This window comes from Sphingobium sp., from assembly GCF_049304695.1.
Classification (GTDB): Bacteria; Pseudomonadota; Alphaproteobacteria; order Sphingomonadales; family Sphingomonadaceae; genus Sphingobium.
The window spans coordinates 35672-60557 of sequence record NZ_JBAQOK010000026.1 but is presented as its reverse complement, the minus strand read 5'-3'; the positions used below and the strand labels follow the sequence as shown (position 1 = coordinate 60557).

Here is a 24886-nt window from a genome sequence, read left to right as displayed (position 1 = left end):
CGACCCTTTCGTTCAGCGACGGCGTGACGACGCAGGAAGGCGATGTGTTCGAAATCGACGCTGCGCCCTTCACCCTGCCCCTGCGCAACCCCCTCGCCCGCGCACAGAGCGTCAACGTCGCCGTCAGAGCACTCTGATCCCATTCCGGCCCCGCTTCAACGACCTGATCTGCCGACGCGGGGCGGCATCCGCCCAGCGCCTGGCGATTTTCCACTTGCCCCGGCGGCTATCCCATGCACAGAGCTTGCCAACTGCCGCCGGGCGGGTCATTTTTACCCGCAGTCAACCATCCGGCGGATAGGATGCAAGAGATGCACGACATAACCACGCAAGATCGGCCCGGCCCGGCCCACCCGCTGGCCCCGCAGGAACTGGGCGAAGGCCTGTCGGTCATCTCGATCGCCAAAAGTTATGACAAGCGCGTCGTCCTGTCCGACGTGTCACTGACCGTGGGCAAGGGCGAGGTGGTCGGCCTGCTTGGTCCCAATGGCGCGGGGAAGACGACCTGTTTCTATTCCGTCATGGGTCTGGTCCGCCCGGATCGGGGGCGCATCATCCTGGACGGACAGGATATTACCGGCCTGCCCATGTATCGCCGCGCGATTTTGGGTCTGGGCTATCTGCCGCAGGAAACGTCGATCTTTCGTGGGTTGACCGTCGCGCAGAATATCGGCGCAGTGCTGGAACTGGCCGAACCGGACAAATCGGCGCGTGAGGCGCGGCTGGAACAGTTGCTGCACGAATTCGGCCTCATCAAGCTGCGCGATTCGGCAGCAATGGCGCTGTCGGGCGGCGAACGCCGTCGCTGCGAAATCGCGCGTGCGCTGGCCGCCAATCCCTCGATCGTGCTGCTGGACGAACCCTTTGCGGGCATCGACCCGTTGTCCATCGCTGACATTCGCGATCTGGTGAAGGATCTCAAGACGCGCGGCATCGGCGTCCTGATCACCGACCATAATGTGCGCGAAACGCTGGAAATCGTGGATCGCGCCTGCATCATCTATGGCGGGCAGATGCTGTTTGCGGGCAGCCCGACCGAACTGGTCGCCAATGCCGAAGTCCGTCGCCTCTATCTGGGCGAGAATTTCTCGCTTTGACATGATCATGGCGCCCGCCCTTAATATATGGGACGGAACGGCGTCCGCAACGCGCGCCTCCTCCTTTCCCCCCAACAAAGCCGTCGCCCGCTGATGGCGATGGGTCCGCGCCTCGACATACGGCAAAGCCAGTCGCTGGTCATGACACCGCAGTTGCAGCAGGCGATCAAGCTGCTGGCGCTGTCCAATCTGGAAATTGATGCGTTCGTTGCAGGCGAACTGGAAAAGAACCCGCTGCTCGAATCGGGTGCCGGGGATGATGCGCTGCCTGCACCGGATGGCGTCGATCGCACGGTGGATGCGCCCGCCCTGTCCGCCGAAACCGGAGCGAGTGACGACCTGATCGCGCAGGGACTGGGCGGTGCGGACAGCCCACTGGACGTCGATCATGGTGCGGACACGTTCATCGACGATGGGCCGGGCGACCGGATGGCGAGCGCCATGGGAACAGGCGGCGGCATGGAGTCGGTGCCCGGCAGCTATGGCGAGGATGCTCCCGACTTCGACAGTTTCGCCGCGCCCGACGCCAGCCTGCAGGAATATCTGATGGATCAGGCGCGCGCAGCCTTGTCCGGCACGGACCTGATCGTCGCGTCGCAGCTGATCGGGCAAATCAGCGAGGCGGGCTATCTGGAGGCGAACCTGCTTCAGACCGCGCATGCCATGGGCCTGCCCCTGCATGATGTCGAACGGGTGCTGGGCGTCATCCACACATTCGACCCCACCGGCATCGGCGCGCGAACCTTGGCCGAATGTCTGGCACTTCAGGCGAAGGAGGCCAACCGCTACGATCCGTGCATTGCCCGGCTGCTGGCCAATCTGGACCTGCTGGCCAAGGGCGCGCTGCCCCAGTTGCGCCGGATCTGCGGCGTGGATGAGGAGGATATGGCGGACATGATCCGCGAACTGCGCAGCTATGATCCCAAGCCCGGCCTGCGCTTTTCGACCGATCGCGCCGCGCCGGTCACGCCCGATCTGTTCGTGCGGCCTACCAAGGACGGCTGGGGCATAGAGGTGAATGGCGCGACCCTGCCCCGATTGCTGGTCAACCGCAGCTATTATGTCGAACTGGCGGGCGGCGCGCATGACAAGAATGCCAGGGCCTGGCTTGCGGACTGTCTGGCCAGCGCCAACTGGCTGGTCAAGGCGCTGGACCAGCGGCAAAAGACGATCATCAAGGTCGCGAGCGAGATCGTGCGCCAGCAGGATGCGTTCTTTCGGCAGGGTGTCGCCCATTTGCGACCGCTGACGTTGAAGTCCGTGGCCGACGCGATCGCGATGCACGAGTCCACCGTCAGCCGCGTCACGTCCAACAAATATCTGTCCTGCCCGCGCGGCCTGTATGAACTCAAATATTTCTTCACCAGCGGCGTGGCTGCGACGGGCGGTGACGGTTCGGTGTCCGCAGAAGCGGTCAAAAGCCATATCAAAGCGCTGATTGCGGCGGAGGAACCGCATGCGATCCTGTCCGACGACACGCTGGTCGATCTGCTGCGCGCCAAGGGCATGGACATCGCCCGGCGGACGGTGGCGAAATATCGCGAGGCGCTGGGCATCGGTTCGTCAGTCCAGCGACGGCGGCAGAAGACGTTGCAGGGGCGCGCGGCGTGATCGCTTAGCGGCTTGACCGGGAGCGGCGGGACGGCAAAAGCGGCGCTCTCTTTCTTGGCCCAAGGATAGTTCCACCCCATGTCCATTGCCTATCTGAACGGACGTTTTCTGCCGCTGGCCGATGCGCAGGTTTCGGTGCTCGACCGGGGCTTCCTGTTCGCGGACGGCATCTATGAGGTCGCGGCCGTCATCGATGGCAAACTGGTGGATAGCGCGGCGCATCTGGCCCGGCTGGAGCGATCGACCGCTGCGATCGGCATCGCCCTGCCGCTATCGGCGAAGGAGATCGAGGCGGCGCAAAAGGCGTTGATTGCGCGCAACGGGCTGAACGAAGGGCTGGTCTATCTCCAGATCACACGCGGAGCCGACGCCATGCGGGACTTCCTCCCCTCCCCCGCGATCCAGCCGACGCTGGTCATGTTCGTGGCCGACAAGCCCTTTCTCGACGCACCCGCCGTTCGCACCGGCATCGCCATCGCCACCATGCCCGACCTGCGTTGGGCGCGTCGCGACATCAAGAGCGTCGGCCTTCTTGCGCAAGCCATGGCCAAGCGCGCCGCCGCAGATGCCGGCTGTCAGGAAGCGTGGATGGTCGAGGACGGCTTCGTGACCGAGGGCGCGTCGTCCACCGCCTTCATCGTAACAGAGGAAGGCATCATCACCCGCCCGTACAGCCAAGCAGTGCTGGCGGGTTGCACGGGATCGGCGCTGACGACGCTGGCGCAGGAAAGCGGCCTGTCCGTCATCCGCCGCCCCTTCACCGTCGATGAAGCGATCGCGGCGCGGGAAGCGTTCATCACCAGCGCCTCGACCCTGTGCCAGTCGGTCGTGCGGATCGACGGCCAGATGATCGGCGATGGCATGCCCGGTCCGGTCGCGATGCGCCTGCGCGCGCTCTACATCGATTTTGCACGCGCCACCGCCGTCTGACCGAAATGACTCCATAATGGACCGACCTTGAATGGATCGAGAAGGTCCAAACAGGCGCCATTCTATGCCCGTTATGGCGCAAACATGGATCAATGTCAGTGCAACTGACGCCAGGATTTGCGTACTTTCAGGCAGATTATGTCCATAGTCTCGCCAAAGCGGTTGCTTATTGGGATGAAACAATCCGTTCTTGCTTTACCCTCGGGAACGAAGGTAGAACAGGAATGGATAGATGATGAACGATGTCTCTTACGCCCAGCCCTGGGATGCGCATGCTGCGCCGGTCGCGATGCGGGATGATCGGCCAAGCCTGCTGATCCTGGCCGACTGGGCCGATACGCAGAATCTGGAGCCGGTCGCCAATGCTGCCGGGATGCGTCTGCAGGGGGTCGTGTCGCTGGACGCGGCCTCTGCCCGCCTTGACAGTCAGGCGCATTGCGAAGCGGTGTTGGTCTTTTGCCCGACGCTGACGCCGCTGCTGGAGCGGTTGTTGGTGCAGGTGGAAACGCAGGCGATCCAGAATGGCATGGCCGTGATTCTGGTTGCCGGGCTGGAGACCGTCGATCTCGCCTTTGCCTGCCTGCGCGGTCCGCACACACAATTGCTGTGTAATCCCGACCGGACGGAACTGGCCGCCGCTCTGGTCGCGGCGGGCGAACATCGCCCGATCGCGGGGCATTTCAACGAAGTCGATCGGGAGAGCATAAGGCTCCAGCAATTGAGCGAAGAGGTCAGCCGTCTGGCCCGCACGCTCGACGCGATGACGCAAAGGACGCATGTCGCCGTACCCAGTTTCGATCTTGGCCCGCGCATTTCCGACCGGCCGAGCGACTATATCGGCATGCCCAACCTTGCCCCGATGAGCGTGGAAGCGCCGACTGTCAGCGCATCGGCCCATTCTGCAATCACTGCGACGCAGGTGCGCGAATTGCTGCGCGCGCGCCGGATTCGCGCGGATTTCCTGCCGGGCGACCTGTTTGCCGATCCTGCATGGGACATGCTGCTCGACCTGCTCGCCGCGCGGCTGGACCATGAGCGCGTTTCCGTATCCAGCCTGTGCATCGCCGCCGCCGTTCCCCCCACGACCGCGCTGCGCTGGATTCGGACTTTGACCGACCGGGGTCTGGTGGAGCGGCAGGCAGATCCGCATGATGGCAGGCGCATCTTCATCGCTCTGGCGCAGGACGCCGCCGAAGCGCTTGGCCGCTGATTCAACGCCAGCCGCAAGCTGTTGACGGCGTGACAGTGAAAGCCTTGACCAAGCGACTATTTATCCGCAATAGGCGCACACCCTGAAACAGGGGGCGATTAGCTCAGTTGGTAGAGCGTCTCGTTTACACCGAGAATGTCGGCGGTTCGAGCCCGTCATCGCCCACCATATTCCATCATCATCCATTTGTGCGGCTCGCCGTCGCTGCGCGCCATATTGCGGCGCAGCGCCGCCGCTGCTAGGCCGACGCCATGATCCAGCCGCCCGAAACCATCCGAGTCTCCAAGTCCCGCGTGTCCTGTGATGGATCGGGCGATATTCCCGCCGCATTGGGCCATCCGCGCGTCTATCTGGAAATCGACGAGCATGGCTATGTCGATTGCGGCTATTGCGATCGACGCTTCGTCCTGATCGGCGGCGTGGCGGATACACCCGAAGCGGTCAATCTGCCCGACATCGCATCGGGCGCCAGTCTCTAACGCGATTTTTCGTTGGGCTTGGGGACTGCCGCTCCTATATCGGACGGCATGACCGATCTTACCGCGCAATACACCGACGCCCGTGGCCTGCTCTATCGTCCGGGCCTGCTTGATCCTGACGGCGCGCGCCGCCTGACCGCCGACGCGCTTAAAGGCTGCGACGACGGCGAGCTTTATCTGCAATATCGGGCGAGCGAGAGCTTCGGCTTCGATGATGGGCGGTTGAAAACCGCCGATTATTCGACCGATGCGGGATTTGGCCTGCGCGGCGTGTCGGGCGAGATGACTGGCTTTGCTCATGCCAACGACATCAGCGAAACCGCGATTCGCCGCGCGGCGCAGACACTCAGCCTGCTCGATCCCGCCAAGGGTCAGCCTTCCCCGCCGCCGCGCAACACCAACCGGCATCTTTATACCGACGTCAATCCGTTAGAAATCGTGCCGTTTGCGGAGAAGGTCACGCTGTGCGCGGCGATCGATGCCGCCGCGCGGGCGCGCGATCCGCGCGTGGCGCAGGTATCGGTCAGCCTGGCCGGTAGCTGGTCGGTGGTGGAGATCGTGCGCGCGGACGGCTTTACCGCAACCGACATCCGCCCGCTTGTCCGACTGAATATCTCGGTCATTCTGGAAGAGGATGGCCGCCGCGAAACCGGCGTTTTCGGCATTGGCGGACGTTATCTCTACGATCAGGTCATGGACCCGGCGGTGTGGAACCGGGCCATCGATGAAGCGCTGGCGCAGGCGCAGATCAATCTGCGCTCCGTCGCTGCGCCTGCGGGCGAAATGACCGTGCTGCTTGGTCCCGGCTGGCCGGGTATATTGGTGCATGAAGCGATCGGCCATGGGCTGGAGGGTGATTTCAACCGCAAGGGCACCAGCGCCTTTTCGGGGCGAGTCGGCGAGCGCGTGGCGGCTCCCGGCGTCACCGTGGTCGATGACGGCAGCATGTCGAACCGGCGCGGGTCGCTGTCGATCGATGACGAAGGCACGCCGACACAGGAAAATATCCTGATCGAGGACGGCATATTGCGCGGCTATATGCAGGATCGGTTGAATGCCCGGCTGATGGGTGTTGCGCCGACCGGCAATGGGCGGCGCGAAAGCTATGCCCATGGCCCGATGCCGCGCATGACCAATACATTCATCAAGGGCGGGAATGACGATCCGGCGGAATTGCTGTCGCGGATGAAGTCGGGCATTTTTGCCAAGAGTTTCGGCGGTGGTCAGGTTGACATCGTGTCGGGCAAGTTCGTTTTTTCCTGCACCGAAGCCTATCGCGTCGAAAACGGCCGGTTGGGCGACCCGATAAAAGGCGCTACGCTGATCGGCGATGGCCCGACGGCGCTGACCAAGGTCGTGGGCATCGGAAACGACTGGGCGCTGGATGAAGGCATCGGCATGTGCGGCAAGGGCGGGCAGAGTGTGCCTGCTGGCGTAGGTCAGCCGACGCTGCTGATGGAAGGCCTGACCATCGGCGGTACGGCGACCTGAGCCAGATGCGCCCTCAACAGCGGAACCGGGGCGCGGCTGGCGATTTAAGCAATCATGGATATGCCCGCTGACCGTCGTGAATCCGTGACCGCCGATTGGGCGGCACCGCTGCTCGATTTCTGGTTCAATCAGGTTGGTGAGGATCGCTGGTATAGCCATGATCCTGCGCTGGACGTCCAATGTGTTACGCGGTTCTGCGACTTATGGGCCGGGAAACAGGCTATGGCTCCTGAAGTTTTCCTGGGCCGTGCCGATGAGGCGCTCGCCGCCACGCTGCTGTTCGATCAGTTGCCCCGCAACATGTTTCGCGACAGTGCGCAGGCGTTCCAGACCGACCCACTGGCGCGGGACGTGGCGCGCGGGGCGATCGCATTGGGCTATGACATCCAGATCGGCGGGGCGGGACGCCTCTTCTTCTACATGCCGTTCATGCATAGCGAGGCGCTGGAGGACCAAGAATTGTCTCTGACCCTATTCGAGGGCGCTGGGGATGCCCACTCGCTGGATTTTGCGCGCAAGCATCACGCGATGATCGAACGGTTTGGGCGCTTTCCGCATCGCAATGCGGCGTTGGGCCGCATATCTCTGCCCGAAGAAGAGCAGGCCATCGCGCAAGGGGCCGATTGGTAAGTCAGCCTGCCCATTTTTTGTGCATGGCTGAGCGATTGCCCATTTTTTTGGCGTGCTGTCGCGCCATCATCTCCCCCTATCGCCTGTTAACCCGCGTTTAACGAACTGGCACGCCTCTTGCTGAGTATGTCTTTGGCACACCAGTAACAGGGGGCGACATGAAACTTGTCATGGCTATCATCAAGCCGTTCAAGCTTGACGATGTCCGCGAGGCACTCTCCTCGCTCGGCATCGCAGGTATGACGGTCAGCGAAGTGAAGGGCTTCGGCCGCCAAAAGGGGCAGACCGAAATCTATCGCGGCGCGGAATATTCGACGAATATGGTTCCCAAGATCAAGATCGAAGTCGTTTGCGACGACGATCTGGCGCCACGCGTCGTGGAAGCGACGCAGGCTGCGGCCAATTCGGGCGCCATCGGAGATGGCAAGATCTTCGTCCTCGATGTCGGTCAGGCCGTGCGTATCCGCACCGGCGAGACCGGCGAAACCGCGCTGTAAGAAGGGGGGAATGATGACCTTTTCCAAGAAAATCTGCGGGATGGCGGGGGCAGCGGGGCTGTCGCTCTTCGCCGCCCTGCCCGCCTTTGCACAGGACGCCGCTGCGCCCGTGGTCGCCACCGTCAACAAGGGCGATACCGCCTGGATGATGATGTCGACCATCCTCGTGCTCGCCATGATCCTGCCTGGCCTCGCGCTGTTCTACGGCGGTCTGGTCCGCAGCAAGAACATGCTGTCGGTCATGACGCAGATCGGCGCTGCCGCCTGTCTCGCCATGCTGATCTGGGTCATGTACGGTTATTCGATGGCCTTTGGCCCCGACTACACGAGCGGCCTGTCCAACTTCGTATCGACATTCGACAAGGCGTTCCTGAAGGGCGTTACGCCTGCCTCGCAGGCTGCGACATTTACCGCCGGCGTCGAAATCCCCGAATATGTGTTCATCTGCTTCCAGATGACCTTTGCCGCGATCACCGTGGCGCTGGTGCTGGGTTCGGTCGTCGAACGCATCAAATTCTCCGCCGTGATGGTGTTTGCCGCCGTCTGGCTGACGATCGTCTACTTCCCTATCGCGCACATGGTGTGGGCGGCCAGCGGGCTGTTCTTCAAGCTGGGCGCGCTCGATTTCGCGGGCGGCACCGTGGTGCATATCAATGCAGGCGTGTCCGCACTGGTGGCCTGCCTCATCCTAGGCAAGCGTCTTGGCTTCCCCAAGGAGCCGATGGCACCGCACAGCCTGACGCTGACGGGTGTCGGCACTGGCCTGCTGTGGGTCGGCTGGTTCGGTTTCAACGCCGGGTCGGCGCTCGAAGCCAACGGCTCGGCCGCGCTGGCCATGATCAACACCTTCGTCGCGACCGCTTCGGGTGGCCTGTTCTGGATGCTGGCCGAAAAGCTCAATGGTCATAAGGGTTCGGCGCTGGGCTTCTGTTCGGGCATCATCGCCGGTCTGGTCGCGGTTACGCCAGCTGCTGGCAACTCCGGCCCGTTCGGTGCGATCATCCTGGGCGCTGTCGCCTCGATCGTCTGCTTCTACGCCGTCACCGTGCTCAAGCCTAAGCTGGGCTATGACGACTCGCTGGACGCATTCGGCATCCACGGCGTGGGCGGCATGATCGGCGCGATCGGCACCGCCATCGTCTACTCCCCCGCCTTCGGTGGTCCGGGCGCAGCGGACTATGACATGGGTGCCAAGCTGATCGTCCAGATCGAAGCGGTCCTGGCGACCATCGTCTGGGCATCGATCGGCACGGTCATCGCCATCTTCATCGCCAAGGCCGTCACCGGTCTGCGGGTTGCCCAAGAGGTCGAATATGAAGGCCTCGACCTCGGCGAGCATGGCGAACGCGCCTATAACGCATAAGTTTGGCAGGGCGGGCCGCCCGACAGGGACATGGCCCGCCCGCCCCACCTTGTTCCTCCTGCGAACATCCCTGGGACCGGTACGCAAGTATCGGTCCTTTTTTTTGGGCGTGAGGCAGAGAAGAAGGGCGCGCGCAGAGGCACGGAGAACATAGGAGAATAAGGACTTCCTTGCGCTCTCTGGGCCTCTGGGCGAATGAATCAGCCCTGCGGGCGGGTCCACAGATGATCGGCGCGCGCTGCGTCGGCCGGCCAGCGGCGGGCGCGACCGATCACCTGCCGACCGGCGCGCACGACCCAGCGCAGCTTGTCGCTCTTGGGCGTGATGACGCGATGGTCCCACGCCTGTTCCCCGCGCCGTCCCACTTCGCGGGCGATGTCGCCGTAGATGCCCGCCGCCGCCAGCACCGCCCAGGCCGCGCGCGGAGGCAAAGCGCCGGTGCCGTGGCGCGCGCTATCTTCATAAGCCGCCGCCATGTCCGCCAGCCGCCGCCCCAACACCGCCAGTTGCGGGCGCGCCCATGGCTTCATATGTTCGCCGGGCGGAATATCCATTTCTGCCAGCCACAACTGCGGCAGGTAGCAGCGGTCGGCCGCCTCATCCTCGCTGATGTCGCGGGCGATATTGGCCAGCTGAAAGGCGAGGCCCAGATCGCAGGCCCGGTCGAGCGTTGCATCATCATCGGGATCGACACCCATCAGCACGGCCATCATGCAACCGACCGCGCCCGCGACATGATAGCAATATTGCAGCATGTCGTCTTGTGTGCGGGGCCGCCATTCGCGGGCGTCGAGTGCGAAGCCCTCGATCAGGTCATGGGCGTAGCGATGGGGAATCGCACATTCGCGCATGACGACGCCAAAGCCGTCGAAGGCCGGATCACCCGTAGCTTCGCCGCGCAGCGCCTGATCGGTCAGGACGCGGATGGTGGACAGGCGCGCCTGCCCGTCCTGCACCCCGCGCAACGTGCCGCCATGGTCCTGACCATCGGCGATGTCGTCGCATTTGCGGCACCAGGCGTAGAGCAGCCAGGCCCGTTCGCGGATGACGGGGTCGAACAGTTTCGACGCCATGGCGAAGGATTTGGAGCCGCGCGCGATGCTGTCGCGGGCATGGGTGACGAGGGCTTGGCGGTCTGGGAGATCGGAGGACATGGGCAGGACATGCCCGGCCAGTCGCGTGCCTGCAAGCCGTGGCGGAACAAAGGGCAGGGTTCTCCCGCGTAGGCGGGAGTCCAGTTCCGGCGTTTCGACTAGGTTCCCGCCTGCGCGGGAGCACGGCTTTCTATGACTTTCCTACAGCCGTTCCGCTTTCATCGCGAAGATCGTTTCGTGCGGCTGGTAGGCGGCCATGGCGTCGAGCAGTGTATCAATGCCGTCGGCGTGCAGCATGATCCCGGCGTGCTGCGCGCGGATGAAGCCTGCCTCCACCATCTGGCGGTTGAAGCCGATCAACTGGTCGTAAAAGCCCGCGACGTTGAGCAGGCCGACCGGCTTTTGATGATAGCCAAGCTGCGCCCAGCTGATTGCTTCCCACAGTTCGTCCATCGTGCCGACGCCGCCGGGCAAGGTGACGAAGCCGTCCGACAGGTCGGTGAACATCTGCTTGCGCTGGTGCATGGTCTGGACGACGTGCAGTTCCGTGCAGCCCTTATGCGCGACTTCCGCGCCGACCAGCGCGTCGGGGATGACGCCGATCACTTCGCCGCCCGCCTCCAGCGCGGCGTCGGCCACCGCACCCATGAGGCCGAGGCGCCCGCCGCCATAGACGAGGCCAATGCCCCGCTGCGCCAATGTGCGACCGACATGGCGCGCTGCATCGATATAGGTGAGGTCGGCGGGAGTGGCCGAACCGCAATAGACTGCCAGTCTTTTCATCGTCATTCCATGTTGCGGGCGTGCGCCCTATGCCAGATCCTGCACCATCAGCGCCGCCGTCGCCTTCGCGCTGCCGACGACGCCGGGGATGCCCGCGCCCGGATGGGTGCCTGCGCCCACCAGATAGAGGTTGGGGATGACGTCGTCACGATTATGCGCGCGGAACCACGCGCTTTGCGTCAACAGCGGTTCGAGGCTGAACGCGCTGCCCAGATGGGCGTTGAGGTCGCGGCCGAAATCGCTGGGCGCATAGTGGAATTGCGTGACGATGCGCGAGCGGATGTCGGGGATGAGCCGATGCTGGATCTCGTCCAATATGCGCTCGGCATAGGCCGGGGCGAACTGGTCCCAGTCGATCGGCAGCTTGCCCATATGCGGCACCGGGGCGAGCGCGTAGAAGGTCGAATGCCCCTCCGGCGCCATCGACGGGTCGGTGACGGTGGGATGGTGCAGGTAGAGCGAAAAATCCTGCGGCAACACGCCATGGTCGTAAATGTCGGTCAGCAGCCCTTCGTAGCGCGGGCCGAACAGGATCATGTGGTGGGGGATGCCCGGCCAGCTGCCCTTGATGCCGAAATGCAGCACGAACAGGCTGGGCGACCAGCGTTTGTTGGCGAGCTTCTCGCCCTGCTTTTGCCCGCGCACATGATGGCCGAGCAGATCGCGATAGCTGTGCATCAGGTCGGCGTTGCTGGCGACTGCATCCGCCTCCCCGCGCCAGCCGGACGCGGTGTGGACGGCGGTGACGCGGTCGCCCGACGTTTCGATGCGGGTGACGGCATCGCCAAGGCGCAACGTGCCGCCCAGCCGTTCGAAATGCTTGGCCATGCCCTCGACCAACTGGTTGGTGCCGCCCTTGGCGAACCAGACACCGCCATCCTTTTCCAGCTTGTGGATCAGGGCATAGATGGAACTGGTCTTCATCGGATTGCCGCCGACCAGCAGCGTGTGGAAGGACAGCGCCTCGCGCAGCTTCTCGCTCTTCACATGGGATGCGACGACCGAATAGACCGAACGCCAGGCCTGATATTTCGCCAGTGACGGCGCGGCCTTTATCATCGACGCGAAGTCGAGGAAGGCGACGGAGCCGAGCTTGCGATACCCCTCTTCATACACGCCTGCGGCATATTCGAGGAAGCGTTCGTAGCCCGCGACATCGGCGGGATCGAGTTTGGCGATTTCGGCGCGCAGCGAGACTTCGTCGTTGCTATAGTCGAAATTGGTGCCGTCGCGCCAGTTGAGGCGATAAAAGGGGCTGACTGGCAACAAGGTCACGTCCTGCGCCATGTCATGCCCGCTCAACCGCCAGAGTTCGGCGAGGCAGTCGGGATCGGTGATGACGGTCGGCCCGGCGTCGAAGGTAAAGCCGTCCTTCTGCCACATATAGGCGCGGCCGCCCGGACGGTCGCGGGCTTCCACCAGCGTGGTGTCGATGCCCGCGGATTGCAGGCGGATGGCGAGCGCCAGGCCGCCAAAGCCCGCGCCGATGATGATGGCTTTCCGCGTCATCGGGCGGAGGATTTCAACAGGGTTCGCATGGCATCCCTTATGGGTACAGGCGGTCGGCCGCACAAGATGCGGGCGCGATCGGTCAGGGTGGAGCGCCCGGCATAGAAGCGCTGGATGAGGTCGGGGGAGAGGCGGTAGAAGCGATCGAAGATGCGCCAACGTTCCATGGGCTGCGCCGCGCCGAACAGCATCTTGCCCAGCAGGCGATAATAGCCGCCGCTGCGCCAGTGGCGGGCGGCATAGGCGCGGGTGGCGGCGGGCAGGGTGTCGAGCGGCTGGTCGGCGAGCCAGCGGGCAAAACGCACCGCGTCGGGCAGGGAATAGCCGGTCATCGGCTGGAACAGGCCAGCGCGGACACCGGCTCTGGCAACGGGATCGTCCTTTGGCCAGTAGCGGTCGAAGTCGCCGCCATGGACGACGGGCAGCACGCCCTGTTCGCGGTGGACCACCCTGCCCTGCCAGCCTTTGGCGGCGGCGTAGGCGGCGATCCGGGCGTCTATGGCCGGGACGTTCAGGTCGGGCGTGTCGCTATAATAGGTATCCTCGACAAAGATGGTGTGGTCGTCCCAGGGGAGGAGATAGACGAAGCGATAGCCGTCGATCTGGTCCACGGTGGCGTCCATGATGACCGGGCGGTCGAGGCCGTGCGGAGCGTCGAGTTGCAGGGCGTGGCCGACGAATTTCTGCCACCCGCAATCGAGCGTCGACAGGTCGCCTGCGCCGCGTGCGTCGATGACCGCGCGGGCGTTGATTTCCTGAGTGAGGGCCACAGTAATTTGCATTGGCGCGACTTTGGTGACGGGTGCGCCAGTCAGGATCGAATCGCCCAGGACGGCGCGGACATGGGCGTCCAGCCGGGGGGAGGCGATGCTGTTATAGGGGGTGTCGAGACGGCGGGCGTGGCCGGGGAAGCGTACGTCATGGCCCAACGGCCAGCGGTGGGTGATGAGCGGATCGACCAGCCAGCGGTCCTGCGGCGCGACATCGCCGTCGAAGAAGGACCAGATATGGTTGCCACCGATCACATCGTCCTGCTCCACCAGCAGCAGGCGGACTTCGGGGCGCAGGGCGGCGAAGGCGAGCGCGATCAGGCTGCCCGCCAGGCCACCGCCAAGGATCAGCAGATCAGGGTCGGGTCGTTGCGTCATTGCCCCCTGTTAGGGGAAGCAGGCCGACAAGGCCATGTTGGAGATGCCGGATCGGGCAGACTTTAGGGAAGGTTGCTGGGGACTTGCCCAGCGCGCCACTATAGGATACCCCCCTACCCTATGCACATCGTCGAGAATCGAGACAAGCTGTTGGCGCGGGTGCGCCGGATCGCCGGACAGGTGGCCGCCGTGGAGCGGCAACTGTCGGGCGACGCGGGCTGTTCGGAGACGTTGCAGCTGGTGGCGTCGGTGCGCGGCGCGGTCGGCAGCCTGATGGAAGAGCTGATCGAGCAGCATATGCGCGAGCATGTCGCCCGGCCCGGCCTGTCCGACGAAGCGCGCACCGCAGCCACCGAAGAAATGCTGGCGCTGATCCGCCGTTACGGGAAATGACGATGCATAACGATCACGATCATCACGACCACGATCACGCCCCCGATCAGGGATTGGCCAACATCGACGCGTTTCAGTCCGGCGATGGCGAAGACAGCCATTATTTCGACCATATCTATTTAAGCGCAGGGCATGACCAGAATGCGCGGCGAACGCTATGGGTGGTGTGGCTGACCGCCGCGACGATGGTGGTGGAAATCGCGTTCGGATGGATCACCGGTTCGATGGCGCTGCTGGCCGACGGCTTTCATATGGCGACCCATGCCGGTGCGCTGGCGGTGGCGGCGGCGGCCTATGGCTATGCCAGACGTCATGCGCGCAACCCACGCTTCACATTCGGCACTGGCAAGGTCGGCGACCTGTCGGGTTTTGCGTCCGCGCTGATACTGGCTGGCACCGCATTGTTCATCGCGATCGAATCGGGCATGCGCCTGTTCGAGCCGGTCCATGTCGCCTTTGGTGAAGCGACGCTGGTGGCGGTGGTCGGGCTGATCATCAACATCATCAGCGCGTTCCTGCTCGGCCATGACCATAGCCACGATCATGGGCATGGGCATGGGCATGGGCATGACGAGGCTGCGCATGATGGTCATGGCGGGCATACGGACAATAATCTGCGCGCCGCCTATGTCCATGTGCTGACCGATGCGCTGACGTCGGTGCTGGCGATCGGCGCGCTGCTGGCAGGGCGCTATCTGGGCTGGTGGTGGATGGACCCGGCGGTCGGCCTGCTGGGCGCAGTCGTCATCGCACGCTGGGCATGGGGTTTGATGAAGGATACCGCCGCGATCCTGCTCGACACCGCCGAACCGGCGTTGATGGCGCGGGTGCGCGGCGTGGTGGAGGGCGAAGGCGCGACCATCCGCGACCTGCATGTATGGCGCATCGGCCCGCACGCCCACGCCGCCATCGTCAGCATCGCCGACGGCGTGGACTGCGCCCGCGTGAGGGCCAGCGTGCGCGCCCTGCCCCGGATGGAGCATGTGACGGTGGAGATGGGGTAAGGCGTAACTGCCCATTGCGCATCGGCGCGGCTTTGCCGATGATAAGCTCATGGACTTCATGAAATGGATCAACTCGCTCGACGAGCTTCTGTACGAAGTCATGAGCTGGTTGCTGTTCTTTCCGATCACGCTGTGGCGGGCGGTTACACGGCCTTTCGCCATGATGGCCTATGCGGACGATCAACTCGCCCAGCCCGATGGCGAGCAATATAGCGCCGCGCTTAGTCCGCCCCTGTTTCTGGCCATATCCCTGCTGATCGCACATGGTGTTTCGGTGTCGCTGGGGCAGGTCGATCAGATCGTCGCCGACCGGCACGGACTGGCGGGGCTGGTTTCCGACGACGCGAGTGCGCTGGTGCTTCGGCTGGTCATCTTTGCATCCTTTGCGCTGTTCGCAGCCACGCGGATGGTGCGCAGACGTGGCCTGCCGGTCGATCGGACGACGCTGCGCGCGCCCTTTTACGCGCAATGCTATCCGGCGGCGGTGTTCGCGCTGGGGCTGAGCATTGGATTCAGCCTGGCCAGTGTCGCCCATCCGGTAGCGCATCATGGGGGACAGGCGCTGGCCGTGGCGAGCATCCTGCATTATGTCATAGTGGAAACGCGCTGGTTCGCGATGACATTGAAAACAGGCTATCTTTCCGCAGCCGGTGCGGTGATACTGACGCTGCTGGAATCATTTACCCTGCTGTTGTTCGTCGGATTTCTGTTCACGCGCTGATCGTCATGACCCGGCGCATCATCGGAAGGATCGAAGCCATGCGTCCCATCTATGCAATTCCCCTGTTACTGGCCGCCTCTGCCACCGCTGCGTCGGCCCAGACGCCGCCCGACGTCGCCGATCTGGTCGGCGCGCGCGGGGCCGGGGGCGAAACGCAACTGGAGGCGCGGGGCTATAGCTTCGTGACGAACAACATGGTTCGGGACACCAAATGGTCCTTCTGGTGGAGCGAGCGGCAGCGCCAGTGCATTTCCGTCGCGACCACGGACGGGCGCTATGCGGCGATCAATGTCGTGCCCGCCGCCAATTGCAGGGCGGCAGCGCCGGACGCGGCAGCGCGCCCTTATGGCGGGGACGGCCAGCGCGTGTCGCTCGTGTGCATCGGGGCGGGCAGCGGGCTGGCGACGCAAAGCACGTCGGGCTATCGCTACAACCGCAAGTCGCGCAAATTCGAATCGGAATATGGCACGACGCTGGGCCGCGAAGGCTTTTCATCCGACATCGAGATCGAGATTGATGGCAATGCCGGGCGGGTGCATCCGAGTGGCAAGCTGGTCTCACCGCTCCATTCCGGCGGGACGGATGGATGGTGGCCAATCACGGACCTGGTCGTGACGCCCGACCAGATCAGCGGCAGTTATCGCATGAACGGGCTGAACAAGCCGCGCATCGACTATAACCGGCGCACCCGCATCATCCGCATCCACGCGTCCACCGACTTTACCGGGCGGTGCGAGGAGCAGTGAGGGCTGGCTTTACTGCCCGGCGAGCGTGTCCATGATCTGGCGCACCGGGGCGATGTCGTATCCGGCCGCTGCCGCCTGCGCGGCCAGCACATCGCCATTGTCGCCTGCGCGCGCGCGGGCCAGCGCCCAAAGGAGCGTGCTGCGCGTGCCGGAGCGGCAATAGGCGAGCAGCTTGCCATCCTTTGCCTGTTCCAGCGCGGCGGCCATGCCGTCGAGTTGCCACGGTGCGAAGCCGCCATGGGCGACCGGCACGGCGACATAGGCGATGCCTGCCGCCTTCGCCGCTGCTTCGATTTCCGCGCCGTTGACCTGGCCCGGTTCTTCGTCATCGGGGCGGTTATTGACGATGAGGGTCACGCCCTGCGCCTTGGCCTGCGCCACCTGATCGATGCTGATCTGCGGGGCGACGAGGATGCGGTCGGTCAGTTGGCGGAACATGGGCGGTCTCCTTTGCCCGTCCCATGCGCCGGGACGAAGCGGGTTTCAAGATCAGGCGTTAGAGAAAGGGTCGGATCGCCGCCAGAAACGCGTCGCCCCACGCGTCGAGTTTCTTTTGGCCGATGCCGCTGATGTGGCTCATGTCGCGGATGGAGGACGGGCGCTGTTCGGCCATTTCGCGCAGGGTCGAATCGTGGAAGATGACATAGGGTGGCACGCCTGCATCCTGCGCCAGTTCGCGGCGGCAGGCACGCAGGGCGTCGAACAGCGGATCGCCGACCGGGTTGGCGGCGTTGCCGGAACCGCTGCCGTTGCGGGCGTTGCGCCTGCCCCGTTCGCGTTTGGGCGGCACGAGGATGCGCACCTCCTCCTCCCCGCGCAGGATCGGGCGGGCGTTGGGACCAAGCATCAGGCCGCCATGTTCATTCGTTTCGAGCGCGTCGCGGACCAGCAGCGCGCGGGAGACGGGGCGCAGCAGCGCGGTTTCATCGCCCGACACGATGCCATGGACGGAAATCTTGTCATGGCCGCGTTCGCGCACTTTATCGTTGGCCGCGCCGGTCAGGACGGCTTCGATATGGCCCGACCCGAAGCTCTGGCCAGTGCGATAGACGGCAGAGAGATATTTGCGCGCGGTTTCGGTGGCGTCGATGCTGGCCGGGGGGGACAGGCAATTGTCGCAGTTGCCGCAGGTGGCGGGTGGGTCTTCGCCGAAATGGCGCAGCAGGATGGCACGACGGCAAGTGGCGGTTTCCACCAGTGCGCCAAGCGCGGCAATGCGGGTGCGTTCGCCCTGCTGGCGGCTCTGGTCCAGTTCCATGATCCGCTGGCGCGCGCGGGCGAAATCCTCCGCCCCCCAGAAAAGATGCGCGACCGCCGGTTCGCCGTCGCGGCCAGCGCGGCCCGATTCCTGATAATAGCCCTCGATCGACTTGGGCAGCCCGGCGTGGGCGACGAAGCGGACGTCGGGCTTGTCGATGCCCATGCCGAAGGCGACGGTGGCGACCATCACCATATCTTCGCTGGCGATGAAGGCGGACTGGTTGGCGGCGCGGACCTTGGGGTCGAGACCGGCGTGGTAGGCACGGACGGCGCGGCCGCCCTTCCCCAGCGTTTCGGCCAGTTTTTCGGTCGCGGCGCGGGTCTGGGCATAGACGATGCCGGGGCCGGGATTGGCAGCGACCAGATCGGACAACTGGCGCGTCAGGCCATCGCGCGGGTGGACGGCGTAGCGGATATTGGGCCGGTCGAAGCCCGAAATGATCATGCCTTCTTCGGGAATACCAAGCTGACGCAGGATATCGGCGCGGGTGTGCGCATCGGCGGTGGCGGTCAGCGCGAGGCGGGGGACGTCGGGAAATTCGTCCAGCAACGGGCGCAGCAGGCGATAGTCGGGGCGGAAATCATGGCCCCATTCGGATACGCAATGGGCTTCGTCGATGGCGAAGAGGGCGACCTTTGCCGATCGGAGCAGATTGCGGAAGGCTTCCTGGCTGGCGCGTTCGGGGGCGACGTAGAGCAGGTCGAGATCGCCATTGCGCAGCCGATCCTGCGTTTCGCGCCAGTCGGCGTCGACGCTGGTCAGGCTGGCGGCGCGGATGCCCACGGCGGACGCCGCGCGCAGCTGATCGTGCATCAGGGCGATGAGTGGGGATATGACGACGCAGCAGCCGTCCAGCGCGACCGAGGGGAGCTGATAGCAGAGCGACTTGCCCGCGCCGGTCGGCATGATGGCGAGCGTGGCCCGGCCCGCCATGACGCGCGCGACCACCTGTTCCTGCACGCCGCGAAAGGCGGAAAAGCCGAATATGTCGTGGAGCAGCGTGGGGATGTCGGGGCGCATGGAGGGCGCTGTAGCGAGTGCAGGCGGCGGGGGCCAGCCCGCGCGCGCTACTTGGTCGGATCGAGCAGGCAGCCCCAGCCGGGGCGGAAGCGGGCGCTGGCATGGGCGAGCAGGGGGACGTGCGCGTCCACGGCGCGATCGTCAGGCCGGTCGGTCAGGCCCACGATCCACATGCCCGGTTCCTTGTCATCCTCGCAACTGCCCATCGCGCGTCCTTCGACATAGCGGCACGAGCAGGTCAGGCGCGCGCCATAGGCCGCGCCCAGCCGGGCACGGTCGCGAAGGGCGCTCCAGTACCAACCCAGCGCGACGATGGCGATGAGGGCAACCAGAGAAATGAGGGTCCGACGACGCGGCATATTCCCGACTCATATGGGCATGGGGTAGGGCGCGGCTTATGAAGAGTGAAATGAAGAGCGTAAAGCGCCTTGGCATGATGATCGGGCTGGTGGCGTTGGCCGGAGCTGGCGGCGCGTGGGCGGTGCGGGCCGCCGACCCGCAGCCGATCTATCGGGTGGCGGGCGATGCGGTGGTGGGGCAGGCCGCGCTGCGTGGTGCGATCGACCCGCTGTTCGATGATTCGGCGATGGGCGATACCCGCGCGCTGATCGTCATGCGCGATGGGGACGTGATCGCGGAACGCTATGCGCCGGGATTCGGGCCGGATACCAGGCTGATGTCCTGGTCGATCGCCAAGAGCGTGACGGCAGTCCTGGTCGGATTGATGGTCGCGGACGGGCGGCTGGCGTTGGATATGCCGGTGCCGGTGGCGGCGTGGAGCCAGCCGGGCGATCCGCGCGGCAAGATCACGCTGCGCCAATTGCTCCAGATGACGAGTGGCCTCGATCATGTCGAGGATGGCGATCCCCAGCCTGCGGGCGATACGGTGCGGATGCTGTTCACCGACGGGGCGCAGGATATGGGCGGTTTTGCCGAATCGAAACCTTTGGCGCACACGCCCGGCACGGTCTTTTCCTATTCGACGGGCAGCAGCGTCATCCTGGCCGACCTGATGGCACGGATGCTGACCAACAGCAGCGACCCGGACACGCGGCGGCGGGCGATGCAGGCGTTCATCGACGGGCGGTTGAAGGCGCCGGGCAAGCTGCCCAGCCTGACGCCCGAATATGATGCGGCTGGCACGATGATCGGCGGGAGCATCATGCATATGACCGCGCGCGATTATGGCCGCTTTGGCGAATTGTTGCGGCGGCAGGGGCGCGGCCCGGCGGGGCATCAGATATTGCCGGAAAAATGGGTCGATTTCATGCGCACGCCGTCCACCCGCAATGCAGCCTATGGCGCGCATCTGTGGCTGAACCGGGCGAGCGAGGACAGTGCGCTGATGCCCGGCCTTGCGCCCGCCAGCCTGTTTGGCTGTGTCGGGCATAATGGGCAGTATATATTGGTGTCGCCATCGCAGCGCCTGACGGTCGTGCGGATCGGCATGTCGCCCAGGAAGGAGCAGCGCGCGGCGGTTAGGGGTGCGCTGGCGAAGCTGGTTGGGTTGTTTCCGGGGTAAGGACACCGGGGGTTTGGGAGGTTAGAGGAAGAAGCTTCCCTCTATCACCGTGCGGCATGCGCCGGTCAGGATGACGCGGTCGCCCGACAGGGTGCAGCCCAGCCGCCCGCCCCGCGCCGACGCCTGCACCGCGCTGATCGCCGTCTTGCCCAGCCGCTTGGCCCAGAAGGGCGTGAGCAGGCCATGGGCCGATCCGGTCACGGGGTCTTCGTCCACGCCGCCGCCCGGCACGAACACGCGGCTGACGATGTCACTGTCGTCGCCCGGTGCGGTGGCGATCAGCATCGTGTCGCCCAGTGTTTTCAGTGCGGCGAAGTCGGGGGTGAGCGCACGCACGGCGGCGGCATCGGGGAAGAGGAACAGGCTGTAGCCGCCATCGCGCCAGTGCGATTCGATCGGCTGGCCACCCAGCCCCGCTGCCAGATCCGGCAGCGCACGCGGGGCCATGTCCCACGCGGGGAGGGAGAGCGCATAGCCCTCTCCTTCGCGCGTAACGGTCAGGATGCCGGCGTGGCGGGTGCGAAAGCGTATGGCTTTGCGATCCCCGATCAGCACATGGCCGCTGGCCAGCGTGGCGTGACCGCATAGCTGGACCTCCACCGTGGGGGTGAACCAGCGCAGGGCATAGTCGGCTTGCGGATCGTCGGGCGTCGCTATGGTAAAGGCGGTTTCCGAGAGGTTGTTTTCCGCCGCGATGGATTGCAGCGTTGCATCGTCCAGCCATGCGTCGAGCGGCATCACGGCGGCAGGGTTGCCGGTGAAGGGCGCGTCGGCGAAGGCGTCTACCTGGGTGAAGGGCAGGTTGGGCATGAGATGTGTCCTTGTCGTTGCGCCTGTTGTGGCGGATGGTCGCGATAGCGAACAGGGCCGCAAGGAGCAGACTGGCTATCCCTACTCCAGCAGCACCAGCGTCGTGCAGACGGCCAGTCCCACCACGATGTTGATCGGCACGCCGATGCGCACGAAGTCGGAGAAGCGATAGTCGCCCGCCGCATAGACGAGCGCGTTGGTCTGATAACCGATCGGCGTTGCGAAACAGGCCGAAGCGCCGATCATCAGCGCGATGATCAGTGGGCGGGCATCCACGCCCAGTTGATGCGCCAGCGCGATGGTGATGGGCGCCAGCAGCGCAGCGACCGCATTGTTACTGAGCAGTTCGGACAGGATGAGCGCGAAGAAATAGATGAGGAACACCAGCGACCATTGCGGCGCGCTTTGCAGCAGTGGCGTGATCCAGCCGACCATCAGCGCGACGCTGCCCGCCTGTTCGAGCGCGAGGCCCACGGCCAGCATCGCGAAGATGAGGATCAGCACGTCGCCGTCGATCGCGCTCCACGCTTCCTCCGGGTCGATGCAGCGCGTGACGAGGATGAGGCCAACGGCGATGACGGCGGCAAGGCCAATGCCGATGATGTTGAGCGCGGACAGCAGGACGACCCCGGCCATGGCGGCCATGGCGATCCACGCCTTTTTCCGGCGGAAGGCGCGCACGCGGCTGACATCGACGCCGATCAGATGCTGGTTATCGCGCAACGAGCGGATGGCGTCGGCGCTGCCCGCGATCAACAGCCGGTCCGCGCCGCGCACGCGGGCGCCCGACAGGTCGGGACCGGGCAAGTGTCGCGCGCGATGGATGCCGATGATCCGCACGCGCAGCGCGCTGAGGAACGGAATGTCCATCAACCGTTCGCCGATCGACGGATGGCTGGGGGCGACCATCGCCTCCACCACCGCGCCTTCGTCCGACGGCGTGCTGGAATCCGCCGCGATGCCAAGGCTTAATGCACCGGATTCGCGCAGCGTCATGATCGCCGCGCCGTCCGCCCGAACGATCAGCCGGTCGCCCGCGCGCAATTCTTCGTCCAGCAGGTCGCGCCGTCGGATATCGCCGCCACGTTTGAGCGCCAGCAATTCGACCGAGCGGCCCCACATGCCAAGCGATGCGATTTCCCGCCCGATCAGGTCGCTGTCATGCGGAACCACCAGTTCGGTGAGATAATCCTGTACATTGCCGCCGCCATTTTCGCCGTCGATCGTGGGCGGATCGCTGGGTAGCAGGAAAGACAGGGCAGCGAGCGCGGCTACGCCCGCGAGCGTCCCGGCGAGGCCATAGAGGGTGATGTCGAAGATGCCGAAGGGGGCCATGCCCTGATCGGCGGCGATGCCCGCGACGATCAGGTTGGTGGAGGTGCCGACCAGCGTCAGACATCCGCCCAGCACGGCAACGGTGTTCATCGGGATCAGCAGTTTTTTGACCGGATAGCCGGTCGCCTGCGCCAGTTTGAACATGATCGGGATCAGCAGCACGACGACGGGCGTGTTGTTGAGGAAGGCGGACAGGACGATCGTGCCGACGGCGACCTCCGCCAGGGCGAGGCGCGGATGCTTTTCCGCGCGCGCCATGATGATGTCGGCCACGCGGCTGATGACGCCGGTGCGGATGAGCGCGCCCGACAGGATGAACATCGCCCCGACGGTCAGCGGCGCGCTGTTGGAAAAGACCGAGAAGAGCGATTTTTCATCGAGCATGCCAAGCAGCGCATAGGCACATGCCCCGACCACCGCGATGACGGTGGGCGAATAGCGTTCGCGCACGAAGGCGAAGAACATCGCGGCCAGAATGACCAGACCGATTTCCGCGCGGTACACGCCCAGCAGCGCGGTGATGAAATGCATATCGCCCCGTTTCCCCTCGATCGCGCCCCAGCAAAAAAATCCGCGTCTCGACATAGGGCAAACGACACGGGCCAGCCAAGGTTGCATGGGCCGCGCGCTTCGTGACGTTCAAGCGAGATATTGACCCTCAGTCGTCGCTTTTGCCGCATTGCGCGCGGTGCAGCATCATCTGATCGGCCAGCACCAGCGCCATCATCGCTTCAACCACCGGCACGCCGCGTATGCCGACGCAGGGGTCATGGCGACCCTTGGTAATGATGTCGGACGCTTCCCCGTCGCGCGTAACCGTATCGACCGGGATCAGGATAGAGCTGGTCGGTTTGAATGCGACCCGCAACTTGATCGGCTGGCCAGTGGATATGCCCCCGGCGATGCCGCCTGCATGATTGGCGAGGAAGATGGGGCCGTCGGTTCCCGGTCGCATGGGGTCGGCATTTTGTTCGCCGCGCAGGCTGGCGGCGGCGAATCCGTCGCCGATCTCCACGCCCTTGACCGCGTTGATGCTCATCATCGCGCTCGCCAGTTCGCTGTCTAGCTTGGCATAGAGCGGCGCGCCCCAGCCTGCGGGCACGCCCGACGCGACGCACTCCACGACTGCGCCGAGGGAGGAGCCGTCCAGCCTCGCGCCATCGACCAGCGCTTCCCAGCGGACCGCTGCCTCTGCGTCAGGGCAGAAGAAAGGGTTCTGGCCGATCTGCGCCGCGTCGAAATTGTCATAGTCGATGGCGTCGCCGCCGATCGCGCTGACATAGGCGAAGATGTCGACATTGGGGATGACCGCGCGAGCGACGGCGCCCGCCGCGACCCGGCTGGCGGTTTCGCGCGCGGACGAACGCCCGCCGCCGCGATAGTCGCGAAAGCCATATTTGGCGTCATAGGCATAGTCGGCATGGCCGGGGCGATAGGCTTTGGCGACGTCGGAATAATCTTTCGATCGCTGATCGGTATTTTCGATCATCAGGCTGATCGGGGTGCCGGTCGTGCGCCGGACTCCGTCCGGCGCCTCGAACACGCCGGACAGGATGCGGACCTCATCCGCCTCGCGGCGCTGAGTGGTGAATTTCGACGTGCCGGGCTTGCGCAGATCTAGCCAGGGCTGGATGTCCGCTTCGCTGAGCGGCAGGCCGGGCGGGCAACCGTCAACCACAGCGCCGATGGCGGGACCATGGCTTTCGCCCCAGGTGGTGAAGCGGAATACGCGTCCGAAAGTGTTGAAGCTCATTGGCCCCTCTCCCTTTGGGGGAGAGGGAGGGACCCGCCCGGCGCAGCCGGGTGGGAGGGTGAGGGGTTCCGGCGCGCCGTCATCAACATCGTCTCCAACACCCCTTCGATATTGCCCATCACATCCCCATTGGCGAAACGCAGGACGGTAAAGCCTTCTTGCTCCATCCTCTGCGTTCGACGCTGGTCGGCTGCTGCCCTAACGCCATGGTCGTCACCGTCAACTTCGATGACCATATGCAGGTCGGCGCAATAGAAGTCCGCGATATAATCCAAGAGCCAGACCTGCCGCCGAAATTTCAGACCGCCGAGCTGTCGGCTGCGCAATCTGGCCCACAAGCGCTTCTCTGGCTCGGTCGGGTTGCGCCGCATAGCGCGAACGCGGTCGAGGGTATCGGGATTATCAGGATCAGGTCTGCGCATGTTCCCCCCTCACCCTCCCATCGCTTTGCGACGGGTCCCTCCCTCTCCCCCAAGGGG

Annotated in this window: 25 protein-coding genes, 1 tRNA gene and 1 pseudogene; 16 read left to right on the top strand and 11 right to left on the bottom strand. The window is 64.7% G+C overall.

The window, feature by feature from the left end; all coding sequences use genetic code 11:
* The 11 genes and pseudogenes from WA070_RS03665 to WA070_RS03615 form a co-directional block, all read left to right on the top strand.
* A pseudogene (locus WA070_RS03665) lies at positions 1 to 137 on the top strand (FAH family protein); the annotation flags it as partial.
* A 174-nt stretch (positions 138 to 311) separates the two neighbouring features.
* Entirely contained in the window at positions 312 to 1097 is a 786-nt protein-coding gene (gene lptB / locus WA070_RS03660) for an LPS export ABC transporter ATP-binding protein (RefSeq protein ID WP_422632795.1), read from the top strand.
* Positions 1098 to 1190: 93 nt separating this feature from the next.
* Positions 1191 to 2708, top strand: a complete 1518-nt coding sequence (gene rpoN, locus WA070_RS03655) for an RNA polymerase factor sigma-54 (RefSeq protein ID WP_422632801.1) — start codon at positions 1191 to 1193, stop codon at positions 2706 to 2708.
* Positions 2709 to 2786: 78 nt separating this feature from the next.
* Positions 2787 to 3638 (top strand): D-amino-acid transaminase, encoded by an 852-nt coding sequence (locus tag WA070_RS03650; protein WP_422632794.1) that lies wholly within the window; start codon positions 2787 to 2789, stop codon positions 3636 to 3638.
* A 232-nt stretch (positions 3639 to 3870) separates the two neighbouring features.
* Positions 3871 to 4848, top strand: a complete 978-nt coding sequence (locus WA070_RS03645) for a winged helix DNA-binding protein (protein ID WP_422632793.1) — start codon at positions 3871 to 3873, stop codon at positions 4846 to 4848.
* Between the two features lie 92 nt (positions 4849 to 4940).
* Positions 4941 to 5016 (top strand) — tRNA-Val (locus WA070_RS03640).
* Between the two features lie 83 nt (positions 5017 to 5099).
* Entirely contained in the window at positions 5100 to 5327 is a 228-nt protein-coding gene (locus tag WA070_RS03635) for a zinc-finger domain-containing protein (RefSeq protein ID WP_422632792.1), read from the top strand.
* A 48-nt stretch (positions 5328 to 5375) separates the two neighbouring features.
* Positions 5376 to 6818, top strand: a complete 1443-nt coding sequence (gene tldD, locus WA070_RS03630) for a metalloprotease TldD (RefSeq protein WP_422632791.1) — start codon at positions 5376 to 5378, stop codon at positions 6816 to 6818.
* Positions 6819 to 6872: 54 nt separating this feature from the next.
* On the top strand, positions 6873 to 7448 hold the full coding sequence (locus WA070_RS03625) for a DUF924 family protein (protein ID WP_422632790.1): 576 nt from the start codon (positions 6873 to 6875) through the stop codon (positions 7446 to 7448).
* A gap of 158 nt (positions 7449 to 7606) precedes the next feature.
* On the top strand, positions 7607 to 7945 hold the full coding sequence (locus WA070_RS03620) for a P-II family nitrogen regulator (RefSeq protein ID WP_004209785.1): 339 nt from the start codon (positions 7607 to 7609) through the stop codon (positions 7943 to 7945).
* 13 nt (positions 7946 to 7958) lie between these two features.
* Positions 7959 to 9308 (top strand): ammonium transporter, encoded by a 1350-nt coding sequence (locus tag WA070_RS03615; protein WP_422632800.1) that lies wholly within the window; start codon positions 7959 to 7961, stop codon positions 9306 to 9308.
* A 200-nt stretch (positions 9309 to 9508) separates the two neighbouring features.
* Here WA070_RS03615 and WA070_RS03610 read toward each other — a convergent pair whose 3' ends face one another.
* From WA070_RS03610 to crtY, 4 genes are all read right to left on the bottom strand, one after another.
* On the bottom strand, positions 9509 to 10462 hold the full coding sequence (locus tag WA070_RS03610; RefSeq protein ID WP_422632789.1) for a phytoene/squalene synthase family protein: 954 nt from the start codon (positions 10460 to 10462) through the stop codon (positions 9509 to 9511).
* Positions 10463 to 10603: 141 nt separating this feature from the next.
* Positions 10604 to 11185 (bottom strand): TIGR00730 family Rossman fold protein, encoded by a 582-nt coding sequence (locus WA070_RS03605; RefSeq protein ID WP_422632788.1) that lies wholly within the window; start codon positions 11183 to 11185, stop codon positions 10604 to 10606.
* A gap of 27 nt (positions 11186 to 11212) precedes the next feature.
* A complete protein-coding gene (locus WA070_RS03600) occupies positions 11213 to 12694 on the bottom strand; it encodes a phytoene desaturase (protein WP_422632787.1) in 1482 nt (493 codons plus the stop codon).
* The gene (gene crtY, locus WA070_RS03595; RefSeq protein ID WP_422632786.1) at positions 12691 to 13842 is read right to left on the bottom strand and encodes a lycopene beta-cyclase CrtY; all 1152 of its coding nucleotides are present in this window, start codon (positions 13840 to 13842) and stop codon (positions 12691 to 12693) included. The genes WA070_RS03600 and crtY overlap by 4 nt, the downstream gene beginning before the upstream one ends.
* Before the next feature lie 120 nt (positions 13843 to 13962).
* Between crtY and WA070_RS03590 the strand changes: the two genes are divergently transcribed.
* The 4 genes from WA070_RS03590 to WA070_RS03575 are packed head-to-tail and all read left to right on the top strand — an operon-like array spanning position 13963 to position 16706.
* Positions 13963 to 14235 carry a metal/formaldehyde-sensitive transcriptional repressor gene (locus WA070_RS03590; RefSeq protein WP_422632785.1) on the top strand — a complete coding sequence of 91 codons (273 nt, stop codon included), beginning with the start codon at positions 13963 to 13965 and terminating at the stop codon, positions 14233 to 14235.
* A complete protein-coding gene (gene dmeF / locus WA070_RS03585; RefSeq protein ID WP_422632784.1) occupies positions 14232 to 15239 on the top strand; it encodes a CDF family Co(II)/Ni(II) efflux transporter DmeF in 1008 nt (335 codons plus the stop codon). Before WA070_RS03590 ends, dmeF begins: the two co-directional genes overlap by 4 nt.
* 49 nt (positions 15240 to 15288) lie before the next feature.
* Positions 15289 to 15960: a hypothetical protein gene (locus tag WA070_RS03580; protein ID WP_422632783.1), complete on the top strand. Its 672-nt coding sequence runs from the start codon at positions 15289 to 15291 to the stop codon at positions 15958 to 15960.
* Between the two features lie 38 nt (positions 15961 to 15998).
* Complete coding sequence (locus WA070_RS03575; RefSeq protein ID WP_422632782.1) at positions 15999 to 16706, top strand: hypothetical protein; 708 nt, start codon at positions 15999 to 16001, stop codon at positions 16704 to 16706.
* Between the two features lie 9 nt (positions 16707 to 16715).
* On the opposite strand, the gene WA070_RS03570 is transcribed toward WA070_RS03575, so the two are convergent.
* From WA070_RS03570 to WA070_RS03560, 3 genes are read right to left on the bottom strand one after another with little or no spacing between them, the layout of a single operon-like run.
* Positions 16716 to 17144: a TIGR01244 family sulfur transferase gene (locus WA070_RS03570; RefSeq protein ID WP_422632781.1), complete on the bottom strand. Its 429-nt coding sequence runs from the start codon at positions 17142 to 17144 to the stop codon at positions 16716 to 16718.
* 58 nt (positions 17145 to 17202) lie between these two features.
* A complete protein-coding gene (gene recQ, locus WA070_RS03565; RefSeq protein ID WP_422632780.1) occupies positions 17203 to 18987 on the bottom strand; it encodes a DNA helicase RecQ in 1785 nt (594 codons plus the stop codon).
* A gap of 47 nt (positions 18988 to 19034) precedes the next feature.
* Positions 19035 to 19346, bottom strand: a complete 312-nt coding sequence (locus WA070_RS03560) for a hypothetical protein (protein WP_422632779.1) — start codon at positions 19344 to 19346, stop codon at positions 19035 to 19037.
* Positions 19347 to 19384: 38 nt separating this feature from the next.
* On the opposite strand from WA070_RS03560, the gene WA070_RS03555 reads away from it, so the two are divergent.
* Positions 19385 to 20509 (top strand): serine hydrolase domain-containing protein, encoded by a 1125-nt coding sequence (locus WA070_RS03555; protein WP_422632778.1) that lies wholly within the window; start codon positions 19385 to 19387, stop codon positions 20507 to 20509.
* Between the two features lie 21 nt (positions 20510 to 20530).
* On the opposite strand, the gene WA070_RS03550 is transcribed toward WA070_RS03555, so the two are convergent.
* The 4 genes from WA070_RS03550 to WA070_RS03535 all read right to left on the bottom strand — a co-directional run bounded on the left by WA070_RS03550 (position 20531) and on the right by WA070_RS03535 (position 24829).
* Positions 20531 to 21319: a PhzF family phenazine biosynthesis protein gene (locus WA070_RS03550; RefSeq protein WP_422632777.1), complete on the bottom strand. Its 789-nt coding sequence runs from the start codon at positions 21317 to 21319 to the stop codon at positions 20531 to 20533.
* An 81-nt stretch (positions 21320 to 21400) separates the two neighbouring features.
* Positions 21401 to 23185, bottom strand: coding sequence for an SLC13 family permease (locus tag WA070_RS03545; RefSeq protein ID WP_422632776.1), 1785 nt, complete (start codon positions 23183 to 23185; stop codon positions 21401 to 21403).
* Between the two features lie 127 nt (positions 23186 to 23312).
* Positions 23313 to 24407 (bottom strand): chorismate synthase, encoded by a 1095-nt coding sequence (gene aroC / locus WA070_RS03540; RefSeq protein ID WP_422632775.1) that lies wholly within the window; start codon positions 24405 to 24407, stop codon positions 23313 to 23315.
* On the bottom strand, positions 24404 to 24829 hold the full coding sequence (locus tag WA070_RS03535; protein ID WP_422632774.1) for an endonuclease domain-containing protein: 426 nt from the start codon (positions 24827 to 24829) through the stop codon (positions 24404 to 24406). The genes aroC and WA070_RS03535 overlap by 4 nt, the downstream gene beginning before the upstream one ends.
* Between the last annotated feature and the right edge of the window lie 57 nt (positions 24830 to 24886).

Bases quoted from the DNA above. Each gene is read 5' to 3' on its own strand.
- lptB (WP_422632795.1), top strand. From the start codon at position 312: ATGCACGACATAACCACGCAAGATCGGCCCGGCCCGGCCCACCCGCTG.
- rpoN (WP_422632801.1), top strand. From the start codon at position 1,191: ATGGCGATGGGTCCGCGCCTCGACATACGGCAAAGCCAGTCGCTGGTC.
- WA070_RS03650 (WP_422632794.1), top strand. From the start codon at position 2,787: ATGTCCATTGCCTATCTGAACGGACGTTTTCTGCCGCTGGCCGATGCG.
- WA070_RS03645 (WP_422632793.1), top strand. From the start codon at position 3,871: ATGATGAACGATGTCTCTTACGCCCAGCCCTGGGATGCGCATGCTGCG.
- WA070_RS03635 (WP_422632792.1), top strand. From the start codon at position 5,100: ATGATCCAGCCGCCCGAAACCATCCGAGTCTCCAAGTCCCGCGTGTCC.
- tldD (WP_422632791.1), top strand. From the start codon at position 5,376: ATGACCGATCTTACCGCGCAATACACCGACGCCCGTGGCCTGCTCTAT.
- WA070_RS03625 (WP_422632790.1), top strand. From the start codon at position 6,873: ATGGATATGCCCGCTGACCGTCGTGAATCCGTGACCGCCGATTGGGCG.
- WA070_RS03620 (WP_004209785.1), top strand. From the start codon at position 7,607: ATGAAACTTGTCATGGCTATCATCAAGCCGTTCAAGCTTGACGATGTC.
- WA070_RS03615 (WP_422632800.1), top strand. From the start codon at position 7,959: ATGACCTTTTCCAAGAAAATCTGCGGGATGGCGGGGGCAGCGGGGCTG.
- WA070_RS03610 (WP_422632789.1), bottom strand. From the start codon at position 10,462: ATGTCCTCCGATCTCCCAGACCGCCAAGCCCTCGTCACCCATGCCCGC.
- WA070_RS03605 (WP_422632788.1), bottom strand. From the start codon at position 11,185: ATGAAAAGACTGGCAGTCTATTGCGGTTCGGCCACTCCCGCCGACCTC.
- WA070_RS03600 (WP_422632787.1), bottom strand. From the start codon at position 12,694: ATGACGCGGAAAGCCATCATCATCGGCGCGGGCTTTGGCGGCCTGGCG.
- crtY (WP_422632786.1), bottom strand. From the start codon at position 13,842: ATGACGCAACGACCCGACCCTGATCTGCTGATCCTTGGCGGTGGCCTG.
- WA070_RS03590 (WP_422632785.1), top strand. From the start codon at position 13,963: ATGCACATCGTCGAGAATCGAGACAAGCTGTTGGCGCGGGTGCGCCGG.
- dmeF (WP_422632784.1), top strand. From the start codon at position 14,232: ATGACGATGCATAACGATCACGATCATCACGACCACGATCACGCCCCC.
- WA070_RS03580 (WP_422632783.1), top strand. From the start codon at position 15,289: ATGGACTTCATGAAATGGATCAACTCGCTCGACGAGCTTCTGTACGAA.
- WA070_RS03575 (WP_422632782.1), top strand. From the start codon at position 15,999: ATGCGTCCCATCTATGCAATTCCCCTGTTACTGGCCGCCTCTGCCACC.
- WA070_RS03570 (WP_422632781.1), bottom strand. From the start codon at position 17,144: ATGTTCCGCCAACTGACCGACCGCATCCTCGTCGCCCCGCAGATCAGC.
- recQ (WP_422632780.1), bottom strand. From the start codon at position 18,987: ATGCGCCCCGACATCCCCACGCTGCTCCACGACATATTCGGCTTTTCC.
- WA070_RS03560 (WP_422632779.1), bottom strand. From the start codon at position 19,346: ATGCCGCGTCGTCGGACCCTCATTTCTCTGGTTGCCCTCATCGCCATC.
- WA070_RS03555 (WP_422632778.1), top strand. From the start codon at position 19,385: ATGAAGAGTGAAATGAAGAGCGTAAAGCGCCTTGGCATGATGATCGGG.
- WA070_RS03550 (WP_422632777.1), bottom strand. From the start codon at position 21,319: ATGCCCAACCTGCCCTTCACCCAGGTAGACGCCTTCGCCGACGCGCCC.
- WA070_RS03545 (WP_422632776.1), bottom strand. From the start codon at position 23,185: ATGCATTTCATCACCGCGCTGCTGGGCGTGTACCGCGCGGAAATCGGT.
- aroC (WP_422632775.1), bottom strand. From the start codon at position 24,407: ATGAGCTTCAACACTTTCGGACGCGTATTCCGCTTCACCACCTGGGGC.
- WA070_RS03535 (WP_422632774.1), bottom strand. From the start codon at position 24,829: ATGCGCAGACCTGATCCTGATAATCCCGATACCCTCGACCGCGTTCGC.